General features: G+C 67.5%; 11 protein-coding genes. 4 read left to right on the top strand and 7 right to left on the bottom strand.

Annotated elements, in window-relative coordinates; translation table 11 throughout:
- On the top strand, window positions 1–255 hold a 255-nt coding region (locus AB0M73_RS27500; RefSeq protein ID WP_363895979.1), incomplete at its 5' end, for a transposase family protein.
- A gap of 976 nt (window positions 256–1,231) precedes the next feature.
- On the opposite strand, the gene AB0M73_RS27495 is transcribed toward AB0M73_RS27500, so the two are convergent.
- From AB0M73_RS27495 to AB0M73_RS27465, 7 genes are all read right to left on the bottom strand, one after another.
- A complete protein-coding gene (locus tag AB0M73_RS27495) occupies window positions 1,232–8,071 on the bottom strand; it encodes an RHS repeat-associated core domain-containing protein (RefSeq protein ID WP_363895976.1) in 6,840 nt (2,279 codons plus the stop codon).
- Window positions 8,072–8,143: 72 nt separating this feature from the next.
- Window positions 8,144–11,155 carry a LamG domain-containing protein gene (locus AB0M73_RS27490; protein WP_363895973.1) on the bottom strand — a complete coding sequence of 1,004 codons (3,012 nt, stop codon included), beginning with the start codon at window positions 11,153–11,155 and terminating at the stop codon, window positions 8,144–8,146.
- A gap of 29 nt (window positions 11,156–11,184) precedes the next feature.
- The gene (locus AB0M73_RS27485) at window positions 11,185–12,447 is read right to left on the bottom strand and encodes a hypothetical protein (protein ID WP_363895970.1); all 1,263 of its coding nucleotides are present in this window, start codon (window positions 12,445–12,447) and stop codon (window positions 11,185–11,187) included.
- 245 nt (window positions 12,448–12,692) lie between these two features.
- On the bottom strand, window positions 12,693–13,091 hold the full coding sequence (locus AB0M73_RS27480) for a hypothetical protein (RefSeq protein ID WP_363895967.1): 399 nt from the start codon (window positions 13,089–13,091) through the stop codon (window positions 12,693–12,695).
- A gap of 128 nt (window positions 13,092–13,219) precedes the next feature.
- Window positions 13,220–13,924: an SDR family NAD(P)-dependent oxidoreductase gene (locus AB0M73_RS27475; protein WP_363895964.1), complete on the bottom strand. Its 705-nt coding sequence runs from the start codon at window positions 13,922–13,924 to the stop codon at window positions 13,220–13,222.
- A 57-nt stretch (window positions 13,925–13,981) separates the two neighbouring features.
- Entirely contained in the window at window positions 13,982–14,845 is an 864-nt protein-coding gene (locus AB0M73_RS27470; RefSeq protein WP_363895961.1) for a DMT family transporter, read from the bottom strand.
- Entirely contained in the window at window positions 14,842–17,157 is a 2,316-nt protein-coding gene (locus AB0M73_RS27465) for a WS/DGAT domain-containing protein (RefSeq protein ID WP_363895958.1), read from the bottom strand. Before AB0M73_RS27465 ends, AB0M73_RS27470 begins: the two co-directional genes overlap by 4 nt.
- A gap of 79 nt (window positions 17,158–17,236) precedes the next feature.
- Between AB0M73_RS27465 and mdlC the strand changes: the two genes are divergently transcribed.
- The 3 genes from mdlC to AB0M73_RS27450 all read left to right on the top strand — a co-directional run bounded on the left by mdlC (window position 17,237) and on the right by AB0M73_RS27450 (window position 20,707).
- Window positions 17,237–18,817, top strand: a complete 1,581-nt coding sequence (gene mdlC, locus AB0M73_RS27460) for a benzoylformate decarboxylase (protein ID WP_363895955.1) — start codon at window positions 17,237–17,239, stop codon at window positions 18,815–18,817.
- Window positions 18,818–18,896: 79 nt separating this feature from the next.
- Window positions 18,897–20,216, top strand: coding sequence for a glycosyltransferase 87 family protein (locus AB0M73_RS27455; RefSeq protein WP_363895952.1), 1,320 nt, complete (start codon window positions 18,897–18,899; stop codon window positions 20,214–20,216).
- 122 nt (window positions 20,217–20,338) lie between these two features.
- Window positions 20,339–20,707 carry a hypothetical protein gene (locus AB0M73_RS27450; protein WP_363895949.1) on the top strand — a complete coding sequence of 123 codons (369 nt, stop codon included), beginning with the start codon at window positions 20,339–20,341 and terminating at the stop codon, window positions 20,705–20,707.
- The last annotated feature ends 125 nt before the right edge of the window (window positions 20,708–20,832 follow it).

The following is a 20,832-nucleotide window of genomic DNA, read 5'->3' as shown; positions in this document are numbered from 1 at the left end:
CGTCGGGCGAAGGGCTACCACGGCTACGACCAGACCGGCCGCCACGTGATCACCCCGTACAAGGGTCGTAACAAGCCCGAGTCCCGCAAGGACGCCAACCGCTCCCACGCCCAGCTGCGCGGCCCCGACGAACGCGCCAACGCCCAGCTCAAGACCTGGCGCATCCTGCGCAAGCTCGGCTGCTGTCCCCGCCGTGCCGGCCGACTGGCCAAAGCCATCCACGTCCTACAGAACTACGAGGTCGTCGCCGGATGAAAAAGGCTCAATCAGTCATCAATAGAATCAATCTGACATTCCGAGATCTTAAAATCATCTGATAAGTGCAAACTCGGGTTGAACTACCACTCAATCGGACAACCAACCTTCTTACCCTCAACCAAAGTTGCAGCAAGATCGAAACTTCCCACTCCAACCTGAGTGTGAAATTTCCCCAAGTCGAACTTTCCGCCCGAAATCCACCGGCCGATCGACGCCTAAAGATGTGGACATCCAACAGCTCGCTGTGTACGGAAATCCTATGTCAACCCAACCATCAACTCCTTCGAGAATCAGCCGAACTGCAGCCTCGACGCATTCATCCGAGATCATCCGCCAGGATCGACCATGACCTCCCAAGCCAGGACTCTTCCATAAGCAGAACGGGCTCGGCGAGTTAAAACAACGAGCCCTGGTCAGGATCCACCACGCGGACATCACCGGCAGCCGGTGCCGCCAATTCCCCAGAAGGCCAGACTGAGCGCTCGTATCGATCCCCATAGCCAGGCCTAGCCATCAGCAGGGATTCGAAATATCGCCCGTTATCGTCCAACCCGTCAGCCAAAGTGTCTCGAACAAAGGACATATATAAATCGGGCGCGACAACAAAGAGCCCATCGTCTTCAATATCAAGCCGCCCCTCCGCGGCCAGAATTCGCATTAGATCGTCAGCGGGCGTCTCAAACACGGACACGCCTCTATACAGAACACGCACACCTTCGGATGGCCTATAAATCTGGACAGAACGCAGTCTGCCGACGTCATCAGGCTCAACTTGAATAGACATGCCGGACAGAAAGTGAACAAATCCAGGGTTGTGACGGCCGTCAGATCCAGGAGTTATAGCGCCCTCGATACGGTAGAGCATCTGCTCCGCTTCTAGTACAGGCATACCGAGAGTAAGCGGTCCTACACTTATCGAGGGCTCCACAGTTAGATCCATTTTAACCTCTAATCGAAAGGACTCGCAATCACCTTACCACAATGTTAGCTGAACCGAAACTTCACTCCGAATTCCCCGCAACGCCTGATATGCACCATTACTTGAAAGTGAGCCGATCAACTCGCCGATAGCGTTGTTGTACTTGCCAGGAAACCTCGAAACGACATCATTAATGTCGTTCATCAGAGCGCGGTCGATCCGACCTGAGCCAACCAAGTCCTTCTGCATGGCAAGCCACGCTCGAGACTGCACATAGCTGCCCGTAGAGTAAAGCGCTCGATGGTCTTCACGTAGCATTCGAATCGCAGGGCCACTGTACTGGGAAATCGGAGTAGAAGCGTTCTGCGGCATATGATTGATCTCGTTGCCCGAACCGGCTGGTTGCACCTGACCATACTTTCCCCCGTCAGGACAGTTATGCACCAGCACCGAACTAAGGCCAACAATTACATAGTAATCATGGACTGCATCAACGGTCAGATTGAAAGTCCGAAGGCCCCCTTGGTACGGTCGAACTTCACCAACCGTAGCCGTGTATCCGCCAGGCGTATCCAGTCGGTCGCCGAGCCTCAGGCTATCCGCGGCCACCCACTGTTGTGTCGTCACGTTCCAGAACAAATGATGGGCCGTGACGGTGATGCTGCTGGTACCAGATGGTGTCTGTACGGTCAGGTCGACAAAGTCGGTGTCGTCGTCGGTGAGATGCGTGGCCATTACAGCGTGGATCTGAATCTGACCGGTGTCGGGATCCTTGTTGGTGATCTGGTCACCGACATGAACATCCTGAATGGGCTTGCTGGAGCCATCAGCCATCAGGACCGCGGTGCCGGCAACGAAGCTGTCGCAGGTCTCTGACGGCCTCGCTGCGGGATCGCTCTCGGCCGCTGGCTTGGATACGGGAGGCTCAGTGGCTCCAGGCTTCGTCGTGGGAGACTTCAGGACCGGGGGCTCTTCGCCAGGGGGTTTGAGGGCAGGACTACCGCCACCCTTCGCGAGGGCGCCATCCAGGGCGCCTTGGTCGTCTGCGACGTCCTCGGCAATCTTCACGGCGACAGCACCGGCACCTGCCGTGAGGGCAACTGCGGTACCGACGGCCCCCACCGCTTCCACAGTGGCAGCCACAGCCCCGGAGATAAGCATCGCGGAGCCGCCGAACATCGAACCCTCAAGTGCGGCAACGCCGATGGGAACCAGACAAGCACCTGCTGTCAAGATGGCACAGGTGATCGTGGCTGCTACGGCGACCACGGTTACGACGGCCATGAAGAACGTCGCTTGTTCGGCGATCTCACAAAACACGGACCACCAGCTGCAGCTGGACCGCGAAGGCTGCGGCGGGGCCGGCGCCGGCTGGCTCTGCTTCGGAGCCGGCTGGGGGTCGGGCTTGTTGCCGTGGCCAGGCGTGCCGGGGCCGTTGGTGCCACAGGCGGGGCGAGCACCGGCGGTGTTGGGGCACGGAGCCATCAGCATGCCAGAGGGGTCGGCGGAGCTGATCGGCGAACTGTTGGCGTAGGAATAGCCGTTCATCTGCTGCGGATCACCGGTGTCCACAACAGGATCAGCCTGGGCGAAACGGCCGGTGGCGGAATCGTAGCCACGGGCGCCGAGCTGGGTGAGACCGGTGGAGTCCTGAAGACCGCCGACGAAGCCGTGGCGATCGGGCCACAGGGCGGCGGGGCCACGGGAGTTGCCGAACGGATCCTGACGCCGCTGGGTGACGGCCAAGGTGTCGGCGTTCACGGACGCGTACGCGGTGCCCTGGTGATCGCTGAGCGTCCACGAGAGCCCGGTGACGGAACCGCGCTGGGCGACCTTCCCGCCGTTGAAGTCGTAGTAGCGGTTGCCGGTGGGGAACCGGGAGCCGGGGGCGAGGTAGATCTCCATGTCCCCGATGGACAGGGTGGTGCCGGAGGCGTCGCGCGTGATGAGGCGATTGCCGCCGGCGTCGTTGATGTAGGTGCTGGTCGCGCCGGAAGAATCCTGCGCGGTCGCCAGGCTGCCCTCGTCATCGTAGGTGAGGGTTTGGGTCGAGCCGGCGAGGTTGCGGGTCTTGGTGCTGCCGGCGGAGTCGTAGGTGTAGGTGTTCTGGCTGCTCCCGGTAGGCCCGCTGGTCTGGACGTTGAGCAGCGTGTGCGGCTGCGGCGAGCCGGCGGCGGGATAGGTGTAGTTGCTGACGGTGTCGCCGGTGACGGCGTGTTGGGTCTGCTGAAGGCGGTTGCCGGTCTGGTCGTAGGTCCACGACAGCCAGTACGGCGCAGTCCCACCGATCGCGGACGTCGACGGTGCGTCGGCGCACTTGCCGGATGTGGGTGTCCACGCCTGGGTCAGGCGCTGGAGGTAGTCGGTGGTGAAGCACTGCACATCGGAGGAGGCGCCCTGCGGGGTGTCCGCGATGGACGTGATGTGGCCGGCGTTGTCGTAGGAGTACGCCCGGTTGGCGATCATGTAGTTGGACTGGGCCGAACGCTCGGCGAGCGTGCTCTGGAGCCGGCCGGTGCCGGCGTCGAAGACATTGGTGACGGCGACCTGGTTGGGTTGGTTCGGGTCGGCGAACAAGGTGCGCAGCACCTGGCCGTACGCGCTGTAGTCGGTCTCCGACACCAAGGGCGTGTCCGCGTCGTTGGACACCTCATCGAGGGTCGTGGGATCGCCGAACGAGTCGTAGTGGCGCTCGATGCTCACGCCGTCCAGACCACCGGCGGCGGGGCTGGACTGGCTGGTGACCGCGCCCGTGTACTTGTCGTAGAAGACCTGGAACAGGTAGTTCCCGGCGAGGAGCCCTTCGGAGCTCGGGATCGTGTACTTCATGCCGAGCGGCCGGCCGGCGTCGTCGTACTTGTACACCGAAGTCGTGTAGGCGTTGCCGTTGTAGTACCGGATCGAGCTTGACGGCAGGCCCTTGAGGAGGGTGTCGTAGGTCCAGCCGGCCAGCTGCGGCCCGGACGTCGATCCCGCGAACTCCCCGGTCTTACGGCCGATGCCGTCGTAGGCGTACGCGAGGGTCTTGCCACGGCTGTCGGTGGTGGTGAGCACCTGCCCCATCGCGTCGTAGGTGGTCGACGACGTCCCGGCATCCGGGTCCGTGGAGCTGGTCTTGCGGCCACGCAGGTCGTATGTGCTCGTCCACGAGTTCTTGCCGGTGGGATCCGTGACGGCGGCAGGAAGACCGGCGGCGGTGTAGGTGTAGGTCGTCACGTCGGCCGCGTCGTTCGGGCCGGTCTTGGTCGGATCCTTGTACTGCAACAGCTTCGTCTTCTGCCCGAGGCCGTTGGAGATGACGGTCGAAGCGGTGCCGCCATTGGGCGGCACGGTGGTCATGCGGTCACCGTCGTAGCTGGACGTCGTCCGCCACTGCTCGGTGCCGTTGAGTTCGTAGATCGAGGCGACGGACCGGCCGGCACTGTCGAAATTGGACACAGTGGTGCTGGCCACCGAACTGTCCTGCACGACAAGCAGATCACCGCCTGGCGCCGCCGCGTTGTTCCAGTACGCGGCGTGCGACTTCCAGGCCCGGTCCTGCGAGTCGAAGTACGTGTCGGACACCAGCCGGCCGCCCAGCGGGGTCGGGGACTGGGTCTGCACGGTATTGCCGAGCCCGTCGACCAGCGCGTAGGACGTCGCGTACTGGCCGTTGGACAGCAAGGAGTTGGTGACCACGGTGCTCGGTTTGCCGACGTTGTCGTTGTAGCTGTAGGTGACGTTCGCGGGTTGGCTCGCGGCCTTGCTCTCCCCCGGCTTCCACACCGCGGTCAACCGGCCCAACGCGTCGTAGGCCCCGTCGGTGCGCAGACCGCTGCCGTCGATCGCGGTGAGAAGCACGCTGGACACGGGGTCGAAGATCCTCGTCGTGACCATGCCGGACGTGGATCCGTTGACCGGCGGCGACGTGGTGGCGATCTGGGTGACCGGCCCGCCGCTGTCCGGCGTGAACTTGATCGTTGTCTTGCGCCCCAACGCATCGGTTGTCGCGGTTGCCCGGCCGTAGACGTCGTAGGTGCTGGTGGAGGTCGGCGCCTGGAAGTTCTCCGCCCCGCCGGCCGGCCAGGTGTCGAGGCCGTCGACCTCGGTCACCTCGCCCTTGGTCGGGCTAACGCCGAAGCCCTGCGCGTCGAACCGGGTGCGCACGTCGGTGATGATGTTGCCGCTGCCGGCGGGGTTGTCCGCCGAGCACTTGCCGGAGATCTTCTGCGTCTCCTGCGGGTAGCTCATCATCCACGCGCTCGAGTTCTGCGCATAGGTGAACCTCGTGCAGGTCGCCTGGCTCGGATCGCTGACGTCGCCGTCGTTCTCGCTCGACGTGACCTGGCCGAGGCTGTCGAACGTGCTCGACGTCCTGCTGGTGCGCCAGGCATTGCTCGCCGCCAACCAGGTCAGCCCGGTCGCGGCCTCGGTACCGACGATGAACGACTGGGTGCCGTCGTTGTCGTCGGTGCCGGTGGCGGGAGAGCTCCACGGGTCGTTGATGGTCGCGCTGATCGCTTTGCCGTTGTAGTAGCCGACGGTCTCGCGCGGGTAGCCGGCGAGCTGCTTGCTGTCGGTGATCGACGGCCCGGGAATGTCCCCCTGTGTCGCCGGCACGGAGAAGCCGTCCATGCCACGCATGAAGACAGCCTTGGTCACCACCTGTGGCCCGGCCGGATCGTTGGCCTGGCCCTTGGTGGTGGTCACCTGGTCGTAGCCGCGCCACTCCGAGAACGTGCGGTACTTGTTGTCGCTCAACACGTTCTCGTCGAAGTGCCAGGCCCCGCTGTTCGCCCCTTCGCCGTAGTCGTACTTGGTCAGCATCGGCTGCGACAAGGCGGTGGCGCCGTCATCGGTGATGGATGTGACGACGTACTTGTTGAACCAGTCCATCACCGGTTCGGTCGCGCCGCCCGGCGTCCAGTAGATCGGGTAACAGCGTCGGCCGTTGCTCGACGGTGTCGGCAGGTTCGTCGGTGAGCAGTCCGGGTCCGAGTAGGTGACGGTCGTCTTGCCGCCCAACTCGTTGACGACGGTCTCGATACGGCTGTGGTTGAACGCCGTGTAGTTGTGGGTCAGGTCGACCCGGTTGGCCATCAGCTTGTGGCCGAAGGTGGTCGGCGGCATGGTGATGTCATGGCCGCCGGCCTTGCCGGTGTGGATGACGCTGTCCAACCAGAGCGCCGGACTGTTGCCGTCGTCCGTGAAGGGCAGGGACTGGCTCAGCGCCCACTGGTTGACCGGGGTCTCGCCGCCCTTGCCGTCGCTGACCTGAGTGGTGATGGCCGTCAGCTTCTTGGTGCTGAAGAACGCAGGTGAAATGCCTTCACAGTGCGCGTTCTGGGCGCATATGAGGTCGTTGGGGATATCGCAGTTGCCCGTCGCGTCCGACGCGCACCGCTGCGCGGTGTCGAACTTGACCCGAGCAGGCGGAGCACTGGTGAACAGGCTGCCGACGTTGGTGTTCAGGCCGTAGTCGATGTGGTCGAGGTAGCCGTCGCGGTCGTAGCGGACGCCGGCCGTGCCGAGGTTCTTGTTGTAGTAGTTGGTTTCCTTGTCATAGAAGTACTCGATCGCGTTGCCGTGGGGGTCGACGACGTAGTCGAGGTTCCAGCGCCAGGCCTGGTCGCACGCTGAGTCCGCGAAGGCGGTCTGGTGACAGGGCTCCAGGTTGTTGTTGCCGAAGACCGGCTCGGTCAGCGTCGAGTTGGTCTCCGGGTTGCCGCCCTGCCAGCCGGGCAGGTGGTTGAGGCCGAAGAACGCCTGCGTACCGTCCTTGGTCGTGACCTTCCAGTACTCGCCGTTGTTGTCGCCGTTGGACGCGCCGGTCAGCCGCTCGACCTTGGACCCGTCGTCGTCCTTCGGATGCCACGTGTCGCCGGTCTTGACCAGTTGGCCGCTGATCGAGCCGAAGGAGATCGTCGCGTTGTCCGTGGCCCAGCAGGCGTCGCCGGTCTTGCGCTGCCCGTTGTTGCCGCCGAGGTCCTGTGCGCACGGCTTGTAGCTGCGCGCGACGAACCCGCCGGCAGCCAGGTTCCAGCCCTCGCCCACGAACGAGGCCTGGTCGTTGCTGGCCGCGGTGAGGCCGTCCACGCTGCCCGACGAATAGGACAGCGCGACGCTCGGGGCCTGCCCGCCGATGGCTGCCGGCGCACCGATGGGATAGGTGTACGCGAAGTCGCCGCCGGCGCCGCCCGATGTCCAGGAGCCCGAGGACGACAGGCTCGCCGCGGCGAAGTCGCCGCTGTCCGAGCTCGTGCCGGCGACCGCCGCGACGACAACGCCTTCTGTCGCCGACGGCATCGTCACGTCGGTGGAGACGGCCTTGTGGGCAAGGTCGTTGGTCGAGTCCAGGGACGTGGCCTGATGGCACTGGTCCTGGTCCGGCGTGGTCAGAATGCAGGCCGGATACTGCACGAATCCCAGGCGGCGGCCGTAGTCCGCGCCGTATGCCCCGCCAGCGCCCGAGTAGTCGAGGCGCAGCGTCAGCGGGCCGCCCGTGTCGCCGGACACCGGCTTCACCTGGATCAGCGATCCCGGCACAGAGGCGGCGGCCGCGACCGTGTGGTCGACGGCGACGACGTCGAACTGCCCGGTGGAGTGCGGGGTGGCGCTCACGGCTCGCGCGACGGACATACTGCCGGCAGGCTGCGCGGCGCCGACTTCAGAGGGCACGCCGAGGTGATAGGTGGCCGCGACCGGCCACGAGACCGACGGGACCGGGGCCGAGGACGGCGGCGGCACCTGGATCGGCCGATTGGGAACGGCCTGACCGGCAACCGCGCCGACCTGTTGCAACGTAGGAAGATCCCAGCCGAGGCCGTGCCAACCGCTGCTGTTCGGCGCGGCCACGGCCTGGGCCGTGGTGGCCGCCAGCGCGATCGCCACACCGGCGGCCACTGTTCTCGTCAAAAAGGTTCTGCGACGCACGCCTGACACGACTTCCACCCCTCGTGTGCCTGAAAAGCCGGTGATCGGCATGGTTCAGTGCCTGATGCCGTAGAGCAGTCCGGGATCGTCGACGCGCTTGTCCGCCAACGTTTCCGCGTTGGTCAGGATGCCGGAGTAGATCCGCGCGCCGGCGATTCCGCCGTACCACTGGTCCGCCGTCTGACCGGCCCAGCTGTCCTGGCCGAGCAGGATCCCGCCGGTTCCGTTCCACCCGGTCACGGCGTCGGTCGAGCTCCCGGCCCGTGCGACTGCCGCGGTCTGTTTGATGCCGTTGACGTACAGAACCGCGGTGTTGGTGGAGAAGTCGTACACACCCTCGATGTGCGTCCATGTGTTGTCGGACGCGTCCTGGTCGCTGACCGCGATCCAGCCGGCGCCCTGGTTGGACGAGGCGTTGATCGTGAAGCTCCACTTGCCGTGGCCGGCGCCATTGGCGTCATTGACAGCTCGGTAGCCCAAGGCGAACGGCAGATAGGGGCCGTCACTCGTCGAGACCGCGCTGCGCGGATGTGGGTCGATCGGGCCCTGCGCGGCGGCGTCGGCCGCCGTCCAGGTGTGCTTCACCCACGCCTCAACGGTGTAGGAGCGATCTGTGCGGAGGTTGGCCGGGCGCGCAGCCTGCACCTTGCCGGTGTTGGTGTTGTCGACCTGGGCCGAACAGCCGTCGCCGTCGCGGACCAGCGAGACGCCGCCGGATGCCGAGGCCTGCGACTTCGAGGCGGTGTCGTAGTAGCCGAGGTTGGCCAGCGCGGCAATCTGGTCGTCGGTCAGAGCCTGGTTCCACATCTGGACCTGGCCGACAGCACCCTTGAAGAAGTCGGACCGGCCGCCCGCCGACCCGATGTACAGGCCGCCCGTCGCCTGCCACACCGACGAAACCGCGTGCTGGGACTGGAACTTCCCGTCGAGATAGAGCCTGATCTGCATGGCTGTGCGGTCGAAGACACCGGTGACCAGGGTCCACTTGCCAGCCTGGGGAACCTGGTCCTTGAACGTCCACTGGTAGTTGTCGGTGGCAGCGTTGTCGGACGTGGTCATGCCGAAGATCCACCGGTTGACGTCTGGCGAGTACCGGATCTGGAAGGCGTCCTGACTGCTGCCGTGCTGGGTCACCACGGTGTAGTAGCCGTTCAGGTCATCAGGTTTCGCCCAAGCCGACACGGTGAACGAGCGTGACGTGTCCACCACCGAATACTGCGTCGAGGCCGATCCCGATGCTCCGTCGAAGTGGACGGCCTTGCCGCCCGAAGGCCCGTCGGTCCAGCTGTAACCTCCGGCCAGCGTGGCCTTGTCGGCGTAGGGACCGGTGTCGTTGGCCGTCGCACCACTGCCCTCGTCGAGCGGCCAGTAGGCGGCTCGCGACGTGACATTCGACGTCTTGGCTGTCAGGTCGGGGCCGCAGCCCTCGCTCAGGTTGTACTGGGCCAGCGGGGCAGCGGTGTTGGCGAGGTCGTGGACCTCCTTGTCGGACAACACTCTTTGCCAGACCTGCGGGCTGTCGATGTCCCCCGGGAAGAAGTTGTCGGCGCCGCCACTGGCCGCACCGATAATCAAGGGGCCGCTCGCGTGCCACGCCTTGCCCGCCGCCGGTTGCTGCCTGACCCCGTTGACGTAGAGCTCGATCGTGCCGGTCGACGCGTCGTAGGTGCCGACCAGATGCGTCCATACGTTGAGCTGCACCGGGTTTCCCGGCTTCGCGGTCGCCCGGTAGAAGGACGAGGGGCTGGACGAATCGTCGCTAGGCAGCGTGAAGGCCCAATTGTCGATGTCCCTGGCGTACTGGAGGTAGAAGGAGCTGGCCGTGCTTCCCGTCGCCGAGATCGCGGTCCGGTATGTCCCCGTCTGCTTGAGGTTCACCCAGGCTGACACAGTGAAGGACGCGCTCGTGTCGACGACCGGAGCGCCGGTCGTCACGTATCCGGTGGCGCCGTCGAACGTGAGCGAGCCAGCCGTGCCCTGCGCGTAGCCGTTGGTGTCCGCGTGGGTCCACGGCGTGCCGTGATCGTGACCGGGCCGCCAGTCACCGCCGCCGACCAGCGTGCCCGGATGCGCGAGTGCGCTGGCGTTGGTCGGCGTCGAGGTCACCGAGTCACCGACTACTCGGTCGCCCATCTCGTCGAAGCCCCACGCCCCGACCAATCCGGTCGACGGGATCAGTGCGTTGGGCACGTTGTACGAGCACGACGGGGAGTCCAACGTCAGGCTGGCCACACAGGTGGCGTCCTGGTCGCTCGGCTTCCCAGCACGGTTGACCGCTCGCACGTGGATGTAGTTCTGGAGGCTGTTGAGCGCGGTCACGGTCAACCGCGTGGTCGCGCCGCTGCTGTCGGTGTTCCGCGCGGCGACGGCCGTCGGTGAGGTCTGCACCTCCGGCTCGGTGCCGTCGGTGGTGTAGATGAAATGATCGATGTCGTACAGGTCGGGCGTCGCCAATCCGACGGATACATCGAAGGTCGCGATGTCGCCCTGTGTCGACGGCGGCGACCCAGTCATTGTCACTGTGGGCCGCGGGGGTGCGATGGCGTCCTCGGTGAACTCGCATCTGGTGGTCTCGCCGGAGGGCAGTTCTCCGTCGGACGCCGACATGAGCCACGAGTAGTTGCCCGATTTCGCCAGCACCCCACCGGGAACGGTGACCTGCGCGGTTCCACCCGAGCCGACGACCGCCGCGTTGGGGAAGTTGGTCCAGTGCGTGTTCGGCACGACGTTGCCGGCGGTCCCCTGGTCCAAACCGAAGAAGCCCTGCACGTTGCCGCCGTCGGGGTCGGTCAGCACGCCCTGGAGTTCGGGGGTGGGATTGGCGATCCACGGCCTCCCGGCGCCCTGGACGCAGGGCACCACGCCGCCCTCCATCGCCAGGTTGGTCGGCGTGTTCGGCGGCTTGTCGTAGCTCACCTGGAGGATGGGATTCAGCGCGAACCGCCGCCAGCTGGCAGCATCCTGTTGCCCATGATCCACGTCCGCGGTCGACCCCAGCATGAAGGTCGACGTCGTGACGCCGTGCGACACCGCATAGTTCGCGGCGGCCTTCGCGTCGAACGGCATCGGAACGTTCGGTGCGTTGTGGCAGTTCGTCACGTTGCTGGTGGAAATGCCCAGCACCAGTCCTGGTTGCCCGGCCGAGGTGGCCGTAGGTGCCCAGGAGGTTCCGGCGAGATGGCTCCGGACAGCCAGAGTCCCGTCGCGTCGTTGTCCGTGACCGAGCACACCGCGCTGTGCAGCAACGTCGTGTTCACCACCGCGCTGTGGATGACGGCGCCGGCCAACTGGCTGGTGTTCACCTCGAAATACGACCTCGAGACCGCCGCTATGTCATCGCTTTCAAAGCCGGCTTTGAGGTTCGACAGATCCTGGGCGGTCTGGTTGTAGTTCTTCTGTCCCGGGTAGCCCGACTGCACGACGACATGTGCCTGCGCGACGCAGCTGTCACAGGAGGTCTCGGGGTCGAGCACGACCGGGAACCTCGTACTGGGGTCGGCCAGAAAGGCCCGGTCCGGCACGACGGTCACCGCGTTCACCGTAGCGGTCACAGCCATCTTCGCGTGCCGGTTGCCACCGCCGAGCCCCAGATTCTTCTCGGCCTCGGTGCCTGCGCCGCTGGAGTCCCACATGCTCGACGCGTCGCCGCTGAACAGCACGTTGCCGGCGTTGTCCTTCACCGTCAGGCCACCGTCGTTCACGGACACCGTTGTGTTCCTCGTGAACAGCCCGAAGGTGACGCCGGCCAAGGCGGACGACTGTGCGGCTGCGGCGGTCTTGACCACGAGGTTCTCGTTGTAGCCACGAGTTGTGACCTGCACTCGCAGGTCGACGCCGGGATATACGTCGGCGTAGGTGGCGGTGTCCCCGGACACCTGCGGTGTGGGGAGGTCCGCGGGCCATGTCAGGCCCGCCTGCTTGTCACCGAGGCCGACTCGCACGATCGGCTTGCTCGCCGATCCAGCGCCGCCCGGGTTGAGCACGACGTCGAGTGGGAGCGCCTTCGGCGCGATGGCGCCGTCGGGCCGCTGCACCAGTGTGGCGTCGAGCGGGACCCAGTCGCCGTTCTGTTGCATCCGAACCGGTTCGGAGTGGGCGGTGAGGGTCCACGAGCCATCGGGATTCGCCACGGTCTCGGACGCGTCGGTGGTCTGCGACGTCACGAGAATCTGCTTGTTGGCCTGGTGGGCCAGTTTCAGGGCGGTGGCCGGATCGGCTACGGCGTCCGGCACAGCGGGAGCGGCGGCCGCGGCCGGCGCCGTGATCATCGGACTCGTCAGCGACAAGCCGATCGCCAGGACGCCGAGCGCGGCGCCAAGTCTGGAACGACGGGCGCGCGACAACACAAAGCTGCTCACAGGTTCCCCCCTGCGCATCAGGACGGCCGACCCATGACCGTCGCGTAAAGCCTCCGTGAGCCTGCCGCAAGACCGTGACCTCAGAAAGGGGCCGAACAGGGCAATGCCGCATCACACTGCGTCACATAAGACAAATCGGACGGCGACTGGCTAGCCGCCGTCCGAAAACGGATATCCAGGGACTGCCGTGAGCGACCGTTCACGATGACGCCGCGTGGATGTGCCGTGATGCTGGTGACCGCGGTCTACTCCGCTTCGATGCCCAGGCCCAGGCAAACCAGGGGGAGGTCGAGCTCCGGCACGCCCAGCTCGTAATTGTTCTCCCTGGTGGACAGCAGGCATTTGATGAAGCCACCACTGAAGGGGATTCTGCCGCCGCTCGGGTCGAGGGTGAAGGGGCCGGTCAACGGGGTGACGCCGGTGCGGCTCTTCCAGGTGATCGGCTGGCCCGGGACCAGGTTCAGCAGTCCACGCGAGAGCACCAGGGAAGTGCTGACGTCGTCGACGCGCTTGAGCATTGTGATCACCTTGAAGCCGGCGCCGTTGCGGTAATTCTCGAGGTCGAGTTCCGGCTTCGTCTTCCGCAACACCAATCTGGCGACGGACGTGTAGGTGCCGGTCGAACGACGGATGCGCGCAGTCACGTGCCTCACTCCAAACGTCGAAGGTCCCCCCTGCGCACGGAACCGGCGCAAGTCAGAGGAGAGGGTGCCGGACGGGCGTGACCTTCGGGAAGGGGCCGAACAGCGCAATCGGCGGCGAATTCGGACAATCAGCCGAAACGGCGTTGGAAGACGCGGACGAGGGCGGGGAGGGCGCCGTTGAGGCGGGCGGGGAAGCGGAGCCAGGAGGGCACGAAGATCTCGGCGCGGCGGTGTTCGACGGCGGCGACGAGGGCCTCGGCGACGGCGACGGCGGGGATGGGGCGGGGGCGGCGGCGGGTGTAGGGAGTGCCTCGGCGGTCGAAGAAAGGGGTGTCGATGACGCCGGGGTGGACGACGGTGACGCCGATGGCGGGCACTTCGAGGCGGAGGGCGTCGGCGAAGGCGCGGAGGGCGGCCTTGGTGGCGGAGTAGACGGCCTCGTCGGCGACGCCCATGGCGCCGGCGATGGAGGACACGAGCACGAGGTGTCCACGGCCGCGGGCGATCATGCCGGGGAGCAGGGCGCGGGCCAACTCCAGCTGTGCCACCACGTTCACGGTGAAGAGCTCGGCGATCTTGCCGGGCTCCATCTCGGCGAAGGGGCCGGCGTGTCCGATGCCGGCGTTGAGGACGAGCAGGTCGACGTCGCCGGCCCAGGAGGCCAGGCCGGCGGTGCCGCTGGCCAGGTCGCAGGCGTACGAAGAGGGGCCGGTGATGGTACGGCTGGTGCGCAACACGGTGGCGCCCTTGGCGGCGAGCACATCGGCGGTGGCGGCGCCGATGCCGGAGGATGCGCCGGTGACGAGGGCACGCATGCCGGTCACGGAAGGCATGCGACCTCCCAAGCGGAGTGGGTCAGGGGAGGCACGCGGCCTCCAACACGTAGCGAGTCACCGCTGGTGTTCGGCTTCCTTGGCGGCGGCCTGGGGGGCGCGGCGGCTGAGGACGAAGACGCCGCCGGAGAGGGCGGCGAGGGCGAGGATCTGACCGATGATCGGGCCGGCGCCGGTGCGGAGGGACTCGTCGAGCCACATGATGCCGATGCCGATGCCGACCAGGGGGTCGAGGATGGTGATCACGGCGAGGGCCGGGGCGAGGGCCCGCTCGGCCTGGAAGGCGTTCTGGCTCAACAGGAAGCCGATGGGGCCGCAGACGGCGACGGCGTAGATGGGCCAGTGGGTGAGCATGACCAGGATGCCCTGGGAGAGCTCCTCGGCGGCGAGCTTGGCCAGGCCGGCGCTGACGCCGTAGAGCACGCCGGCGGCGACGGCGAGGGCGATGGCTCGGGTGTTGCCGGGGCGGCGGGCGGCGACGACGAGGCAGATGGCCAGCAGCACGAACAGGCCGATGGCCAAGGGAAGCACGGCGCCCAGGGTCATCTCCTGGCTGTCGCCGGTGGGCTGGGCGACCAGGAGGAACGCGGCGAGGCCGGCGACGCAGAGGCCGGCGCCGAGCAGGACGATGCGGTCGAAGGAGCCGGAGAACAGCACGCCGAACAACAGGCCGGTGACCAGCAGGGGCTGGACCAGCACCAGGGGGCCGGTGGTCAGGGCGACCCATTGGAGGATCACGCCGAAGGCGTTGGCCACCAAGGAAAGCAGCCACACCCGCTGCTGCGCGAGGTCGACCAGAAGGCCGGGCTGCAGCGCCTCGCGCCGGCGCACCTGCTGGGTGGCCCGGTGCTGCAACGCGCTGGTGAGGCCGAAGAAGGCGGCGCCGGCCACGGCGGCGGGCACGGCGATGAGCAGATTCATGGTGTCCTGCCTGAGAACTCCCTCAGCGCGTCGACCATCCGGGCGGCCAGCGGCATGCCGTCGGTCGACCCGCCACCGGTCACGCAGACAGTCACATATCGTCCCCAGGTCAACGCGCCCCACGCGATGGGGACGCCCTCGGCGAGCGGGAGCACCGCGTATGCGGCCTCGATCTCCGCACCGCCCAACGAAACCTTCCACCGCGGCCCGGGTATCACCGACGCGATGGCGCCGAACCACCGCGACTGGTACACGAGCCGAGCCAACAGGCGGTGCGCGGGGGCCGGCAGCAGACCGATGAGGCGCACCACGAAGTTCGCGGCCTCGGGCGCACCGGACTCGACGCCGGCCCGCAAGGCGTCACGAACCAATTCCAGGCACCGCAACGGATCCGTCTCCTGCACGGGCAGGTCGACGGACACGGCACCGGTCCAGTTGCCGGCGGCGCGCAGAGTGTCGGTCCCGCGCAGCGACCACGGCACCATCACCCGGAGCTGATCCCCTTGGTAAGCAAAGGCGAACATGGCGATCAACAGCTCCGTCGGCGTCGCGCCGAGGGCGCGGGCGGTGGCGCGAACCTCGGGCCCCGGCAGCTTGGCCAGGCCGTGCCGACGGATGGCCCCGAACTTCTGGCCGCGAGGCACGGATCCGGCTCGTGCCAACGCCTTCAGGCCGCTGAACCTCAGCCGTGGGAGCTTGTGGCTGACCTGGTGCCCGACCGGATTGGTCCACGCCCGACCCTTGCCGTCGGTGCCGGTCAGCAGACCGCGCAGCACGGCGACGCCGTCGCCGAGGGCGTGATGCAGTTTGAACAGCACGGCCGGCGAAGGTCCGCGCACGATCAGCGCCGCGGCGGTCGCCCCGTGCGGCAACGGCTGGGCGTAGAAGTAGTCGACGGCCTCCGGCAACGGAACGTCCACTTCGGACACCAAAGCCTTGGTGTCCACGGACTCGTCCTGCTCCCACCGCGGCCGCCGCAGCCACGAACCGGGGTCGACGTGCCCGCGCACGCCGTGCATGGCGTCCAACATGCCGGCCACGTCGGCCACCGTGACCTCGGCCGACATCTCCAGCACCGCACCGACATGCTGCGGCACGCGCGGCGACGCAATGTGCACGAACAACGAGTCCTCGGCCGACAGCACCCGCCCGAGTCGCTCCGGCCGCGCGGAGTTCAGGGCCAGCAGCCCTTCCTCCACCAGCCGCTCGTCGGCCTGCTTGAGCGCCAATCGCTCCATCTGCGCCAATCGCGGCAGATCCCGCACGGCCGCGGCCAGCTCGCCGTCCCGCTCGCACACCACGGCGATCCCGGCTTCCTGCATCAGCTGCGCGTTGGCCCGCCCGTGGGCCGCGATCGGACGGTGCATCAGCACCGGGCGGCCGACCGCGAGCGCCTCCAGCGAGGTGGCGCCGCCGGCATTGGTCACCACGACATCGGACGCCACCATCAGCGTCGCCATCCGGTCGGTCCAGCCGAGCACCCGCACCCGGGGGTCGTCGCCGATGGCGGCGCGGATTCTGGCGCGCAGCCGCTCGTTGCGACCGCAGACCACCACCACGATGCCGTCCGGGGTGCCCTCAAGCAGTTCCTTCACCGTGTCCTCGGACCGCCCGAAGCCGAGCGAGCCGCAGGCCACCAGCGACACGAAGCGGTCCTGGGGCAGCTCCAGCTCGGCCCGTGCGGCACTGCGGTCACCAGGGTGGAAGACCTCGTCGGCGGTCGGCGCGGAGATCGCCACCGTCGCGCCGGGCGCGCTGCGCGCGGCCACCGGCACGGCCACCTCGTGCATCACGAGGTTGAGGTCGATTCCCTGATAGACCCAGAACGGGTGCGGCGCGAAGTCGGACACCCACGCGCCGATCGGCGTCTCCAGCCCGCGGTGCCGGCGCAGCCAGTCCAGGCCGGCCGTGCCCAGCGGATACGTGGACAGGATGAGGTCGGGCTGGATCTGGTCGATCTTGGCGGCCAGCCGCCGTCCGGCCCATTCGCCGACGAAGCGCTTGGACGCCCGCGCGAACCACCGGTAGCGCCACACCGAGTCGTAGAAGAACTCGTACAGCCAGGGCGTTCGCTCGACATTGGTGACGTAGATCCGCCGGAAGGCGGGCCCGACGCCGCGGCCCATCACATCGAGCGTGTCCAGCCAGTGCGTGGCCGCATCGGGCCACAGCCGACCCGCGGCCGCGCGCAGCGCACGGCCGGTGGCGTTGTGGCCCTCGCCCATGTCGGCGGACAGGATCAGGATCCGTCGCGGCGTCGCCGAGTCCAGCACGGTGATCAGCTTGGCCCACCGCGGCCGACCGCGCCACACGACTTTTGCCGACGAGCTCGATCCGCCTCTCGCTCATCGTGGTGACGGAAGGTAGTTGTCCGAGGTTAGACTCGGGATCATGGCGTCTGTCCGGGATGTGACGCGGGATCTGCTGCGAAGCTGGGGCTGCACAACGGTGTTCGGCAACCCCGGCTCGACCGAGCTGCCGTTCCTGGCCGACTGGCCGGACGACTTCAGATACGTGCTGGGCCTGCACGAGTCGTCGGTGGTGGCGATGGCCGACGGTTACGCGCAGTTCAGCGGCCGCCCGGCGGTGGTCAACCTGCACTCCTCCGGCGGCGTCGGCCATGGCCTGGGCAGCCTGGTGACGGCGTTCCGCAACCGGTCGCCGCTGCTGGTGATCGCCGGCCAGCAGGCGCGGTCGCTGCTCAACGGGGAGCCGTTCCTGGGTGCGGTCGACGCGCCGGAATTTCCCCGTCCCTACGTGAAGTGGAGCGCGCAGCCGGCTCGGGCCGCGGACGTGCCGGCGGCGTTGGCCCGAGGGCTGCACCTGGCGAGACAACCGCCGTACGGCCCGGTTTTCGTGTCGGTGCCGGTGGACGACTGGGATCAGTCCGGAGTTGACGTTCCGTCACGTCCGCCGGTCGCCGGATTCGGGCCGGACGCGGCGGCCATTCGAGTGATCGCGTCGGCCCTGGACGCCGCCGAGCGGCCGGCGATCGTCGTCGGGGCGTCGGTGGACGCGGACGACGCCGTCGAGGACGCCGTGGCGCTGGCCGAGCGCACCAAGGCGGCCGTGTGGGCGTCGCCGATGTCGTCGCGCTGCTCGTTTCCCGAGGACCACCCGTTGTTCGCGGGTTTCCTGCCGCCGGCCGATCGGCAACTGCGGCAGACGTTGCAGGCGTACGACTGCGTGGTGGTGATCGGGGCGCCCGCGTTCGTCTATCACGTCCAGACGCCGGCCGACGGCCCGGAGCTGCCGCCGCTGCACCTCGTGCACGACGATCCGACGGTCCTGTCCTGGGCGCCGGCCGGGGCCGGGCTGCTGTCGACGCCCAAGCGGGCGATCCGGGCCCTGGCCGAGCTGGTCGAGGCGTCGTCACGGCCGGTCCCGGCCGTGCGGGAACGGGCCGTGGAGCCGGTCCCGACCGTTCCGATGACCGGGGCATTCGTGCTGGCGGCGATCCGGCGGGCGCTGCCGGCCGACGGCGTTGTCGTCGAGGAGATCCCGAGTCACCGCAACGACCTGCGTGAACACCTGCCGATCACGGCTCGCGGCCGCGGCTTCTTCACCATCGCCAGCGGCGTGCTCGGCTACGGCCTGCCCGGCGCGGTCGGGGTGTCGCTGGCCGCGCCGGAACGGCCGGTGATCGCGGTCGTCGGCGACGGCTCGGCGATGTACGGCATCCAGGCGCTGTGGACCGCGGCCAAAGAACACGCCTCGGTCACGTTTGTCGTGCTGGACAACGCCCAGTACGCGGCGCTGCGGTCGATGGCCGACAGCGCGGGCGTGGCCAAGGCGCCCGGGATCGAGCTCGGCGGCCTCGACTTCTGCGCGCTGGCGGCCGGCATGGGCTGCCGATCGCGCCTGGTGGAACGGCCCGAGGAGCTGGAGGAGGCGCTGGCCACGGCCGTGCGGGCGAGCGGGCCCACGGTGCTGCATGTCCGGGTGGATCCGGGGTACTCGGCCCTGTATTAGCGACCCGTGTTACCTTGGACAGCAATCCCCGAACTGGCTGGTCAAGCGCCCGATCGTGGGCATTTCACGAAGGAGCGCAGTGTCGGACGTGCAGACCACCCGTGGATTCTGGGCCCGGGTCGCCGACTCTTTCCTGCCCGCTGGGGGCTCGAAGACTCTGACCGTGCCGGCGTGGCTGCGGCGGGCGACGCCGTGGCTGATCGCGGCCGTGCTGCTGTGGTTCGTGGTGTGCTCGATCATCTGGCCGGTCGGCATGTGGATGACCATCGACCTGGAGGTGTACCGGGCCGGCGGCGTGGCCGTGCTGGACGGGCGGCCGCTGTACGACCACCCGCTGGTGGCCAGCCTGATGTTCACGTACACGCCGTTCGCCGCGATCATCTTCGCCCCGCTGGCGCTGCTGCCGCTGCTGGGCACCGAGATCGTGTACACCGCCGTGACCGTGCTCCTGCTGCTGTTCGCGGTGGCGCGGTGCTGGCGCTGGATGGGGTATCGGCGGGATCGCGCGGCGGTCGGCATCGTGGTGCTGGGCACCGTGCTGGCGCTGATGTTCGAGCCGGTGCGGACCACCTTCTACCTGGGGCAGATCAACGTCCTGCTGCTGGCCATCGTGGTCGCCGATCTGCTGCGCACCCGCAAGTCCAACTGGATGGGCGTCGGCGTCGGCATCGCCGCCGGCATCAAGCTGACGCCGCTCGTGTTCATCCCGTACCTGCTGCTGACCAGGCAGTTCAAGGCGGCCGGGGTGGCCATGGCCAGCTTCGTCGGCACCATCGCGCTCGGTTTCATCCTCAAGCCCCACGACGCGTACGCCTACTGGGTCGGGCAGAAGTTCAGCGAGGTCGCCCGAGTGGGTGACGTCTGGTCGACCGGCAACCAGACGCTGCGGGGCTTCCTGGCCCGGCTGGTGTCGCCGCCCGAGGCCACCCAGAACATCTGGGTCGTGCTGGCGCTGCTCATCGGCGCCCTCGGCTTCTGGGCCGCCGTCGTCGCGCACCGTCGCGGCGAGGAGCTGCTGGCCGTCAGCGTCATCGGGCTCTGCTCCACCGCCGTGTCGCCCTACTCGTGGTCGCACCACTGGGTGTGGTTCGTGCCGCTGGCGGTGTTCGCACTGCACCGGGCCCTGACCACGCGGCGGCCGTCCATGTGGGTGCTCACCGCCTACGTGTACATCACCGCCTTCGCCTGGCCCGTCAGCTTCCCCGTGCACGACCCCGGCGCGCGGGCCGCCACCGGCATCTGGGCCATCGACTGGCCCGGCGACGTCGTGACCCGCAACGAGTACCTCATCGCCTACCTGGTCACCGCCGTCTTCACCCTCGTGCACCTACGCCGTTCGAAGGCCGTCGCGTCAACCGACGGGGTGATCGACAACCTCGATCCCGTGCCCAGCCGCTAAGGTAGGTCCCAAGCCCGGTCACACGGGCCGCGAGGCGTTGTCCCGCGAAGGGTTCGGTAGCCCATGGCTTACGAACCCTTTGAGGCACACCAATGTTCGCACCCAAGTCCGTTCGTTGTCGTTTGACCGACGGCTCCCCCACCGTCACCACCGTCCGGCACGACCGACGGTCCCGTCTCGTCACCATCCGCCTCACCGAGGCCCCCGCGTTCATCGTCACCGTGCGCGGCCAGCACATCGACGAGCTCGTCGAGGCCCTCCGCGAGGGCGACAGCCTCGGCGTCCCCTGCCGCCACGCCTCGTACGGCGACTGGCTGCTCGGCGTGCACCCCCACCAGTGGTGGGTCAACCCCCGCGCCCCGCGTCTGCCCATGGAGCTCTATCTGCTGCTGCCCGAGGACCAGCAGGCCGTCGTGGTGTTCACCGCCGACGAGGTGGAGGAGCTGTTGGCCACGCTTGTGGGTGTGGAACTGGTCGGGGTGGAGGCCTAGGTCCGCGGGTGCCTGTGAGCACGTTCGCGATCATCGTCGAACGGGCCGAGGACGGCGGCTACGGCGCGTGGTCTCCCGACCTGCCCGGGTGCGTGGCCCTCGGCGACATCCCGAGGAGACCTTGC

Origin of the sequence: Kutzneria sp. NPDC051319 (genome assembly GCF_040682195.1) — a bacterium.
Taxonomy (GTDB): domain Bacteria; phylum Actinomycetota; class Actinomycetes; order Mycobacteriales; family Pseudonocardiaceae; genus Kutzneria.
Note: the sequence above shows the minus strand (reverse complement) of the source record. Positions and strands in the feature narration are given on the sequence as shown.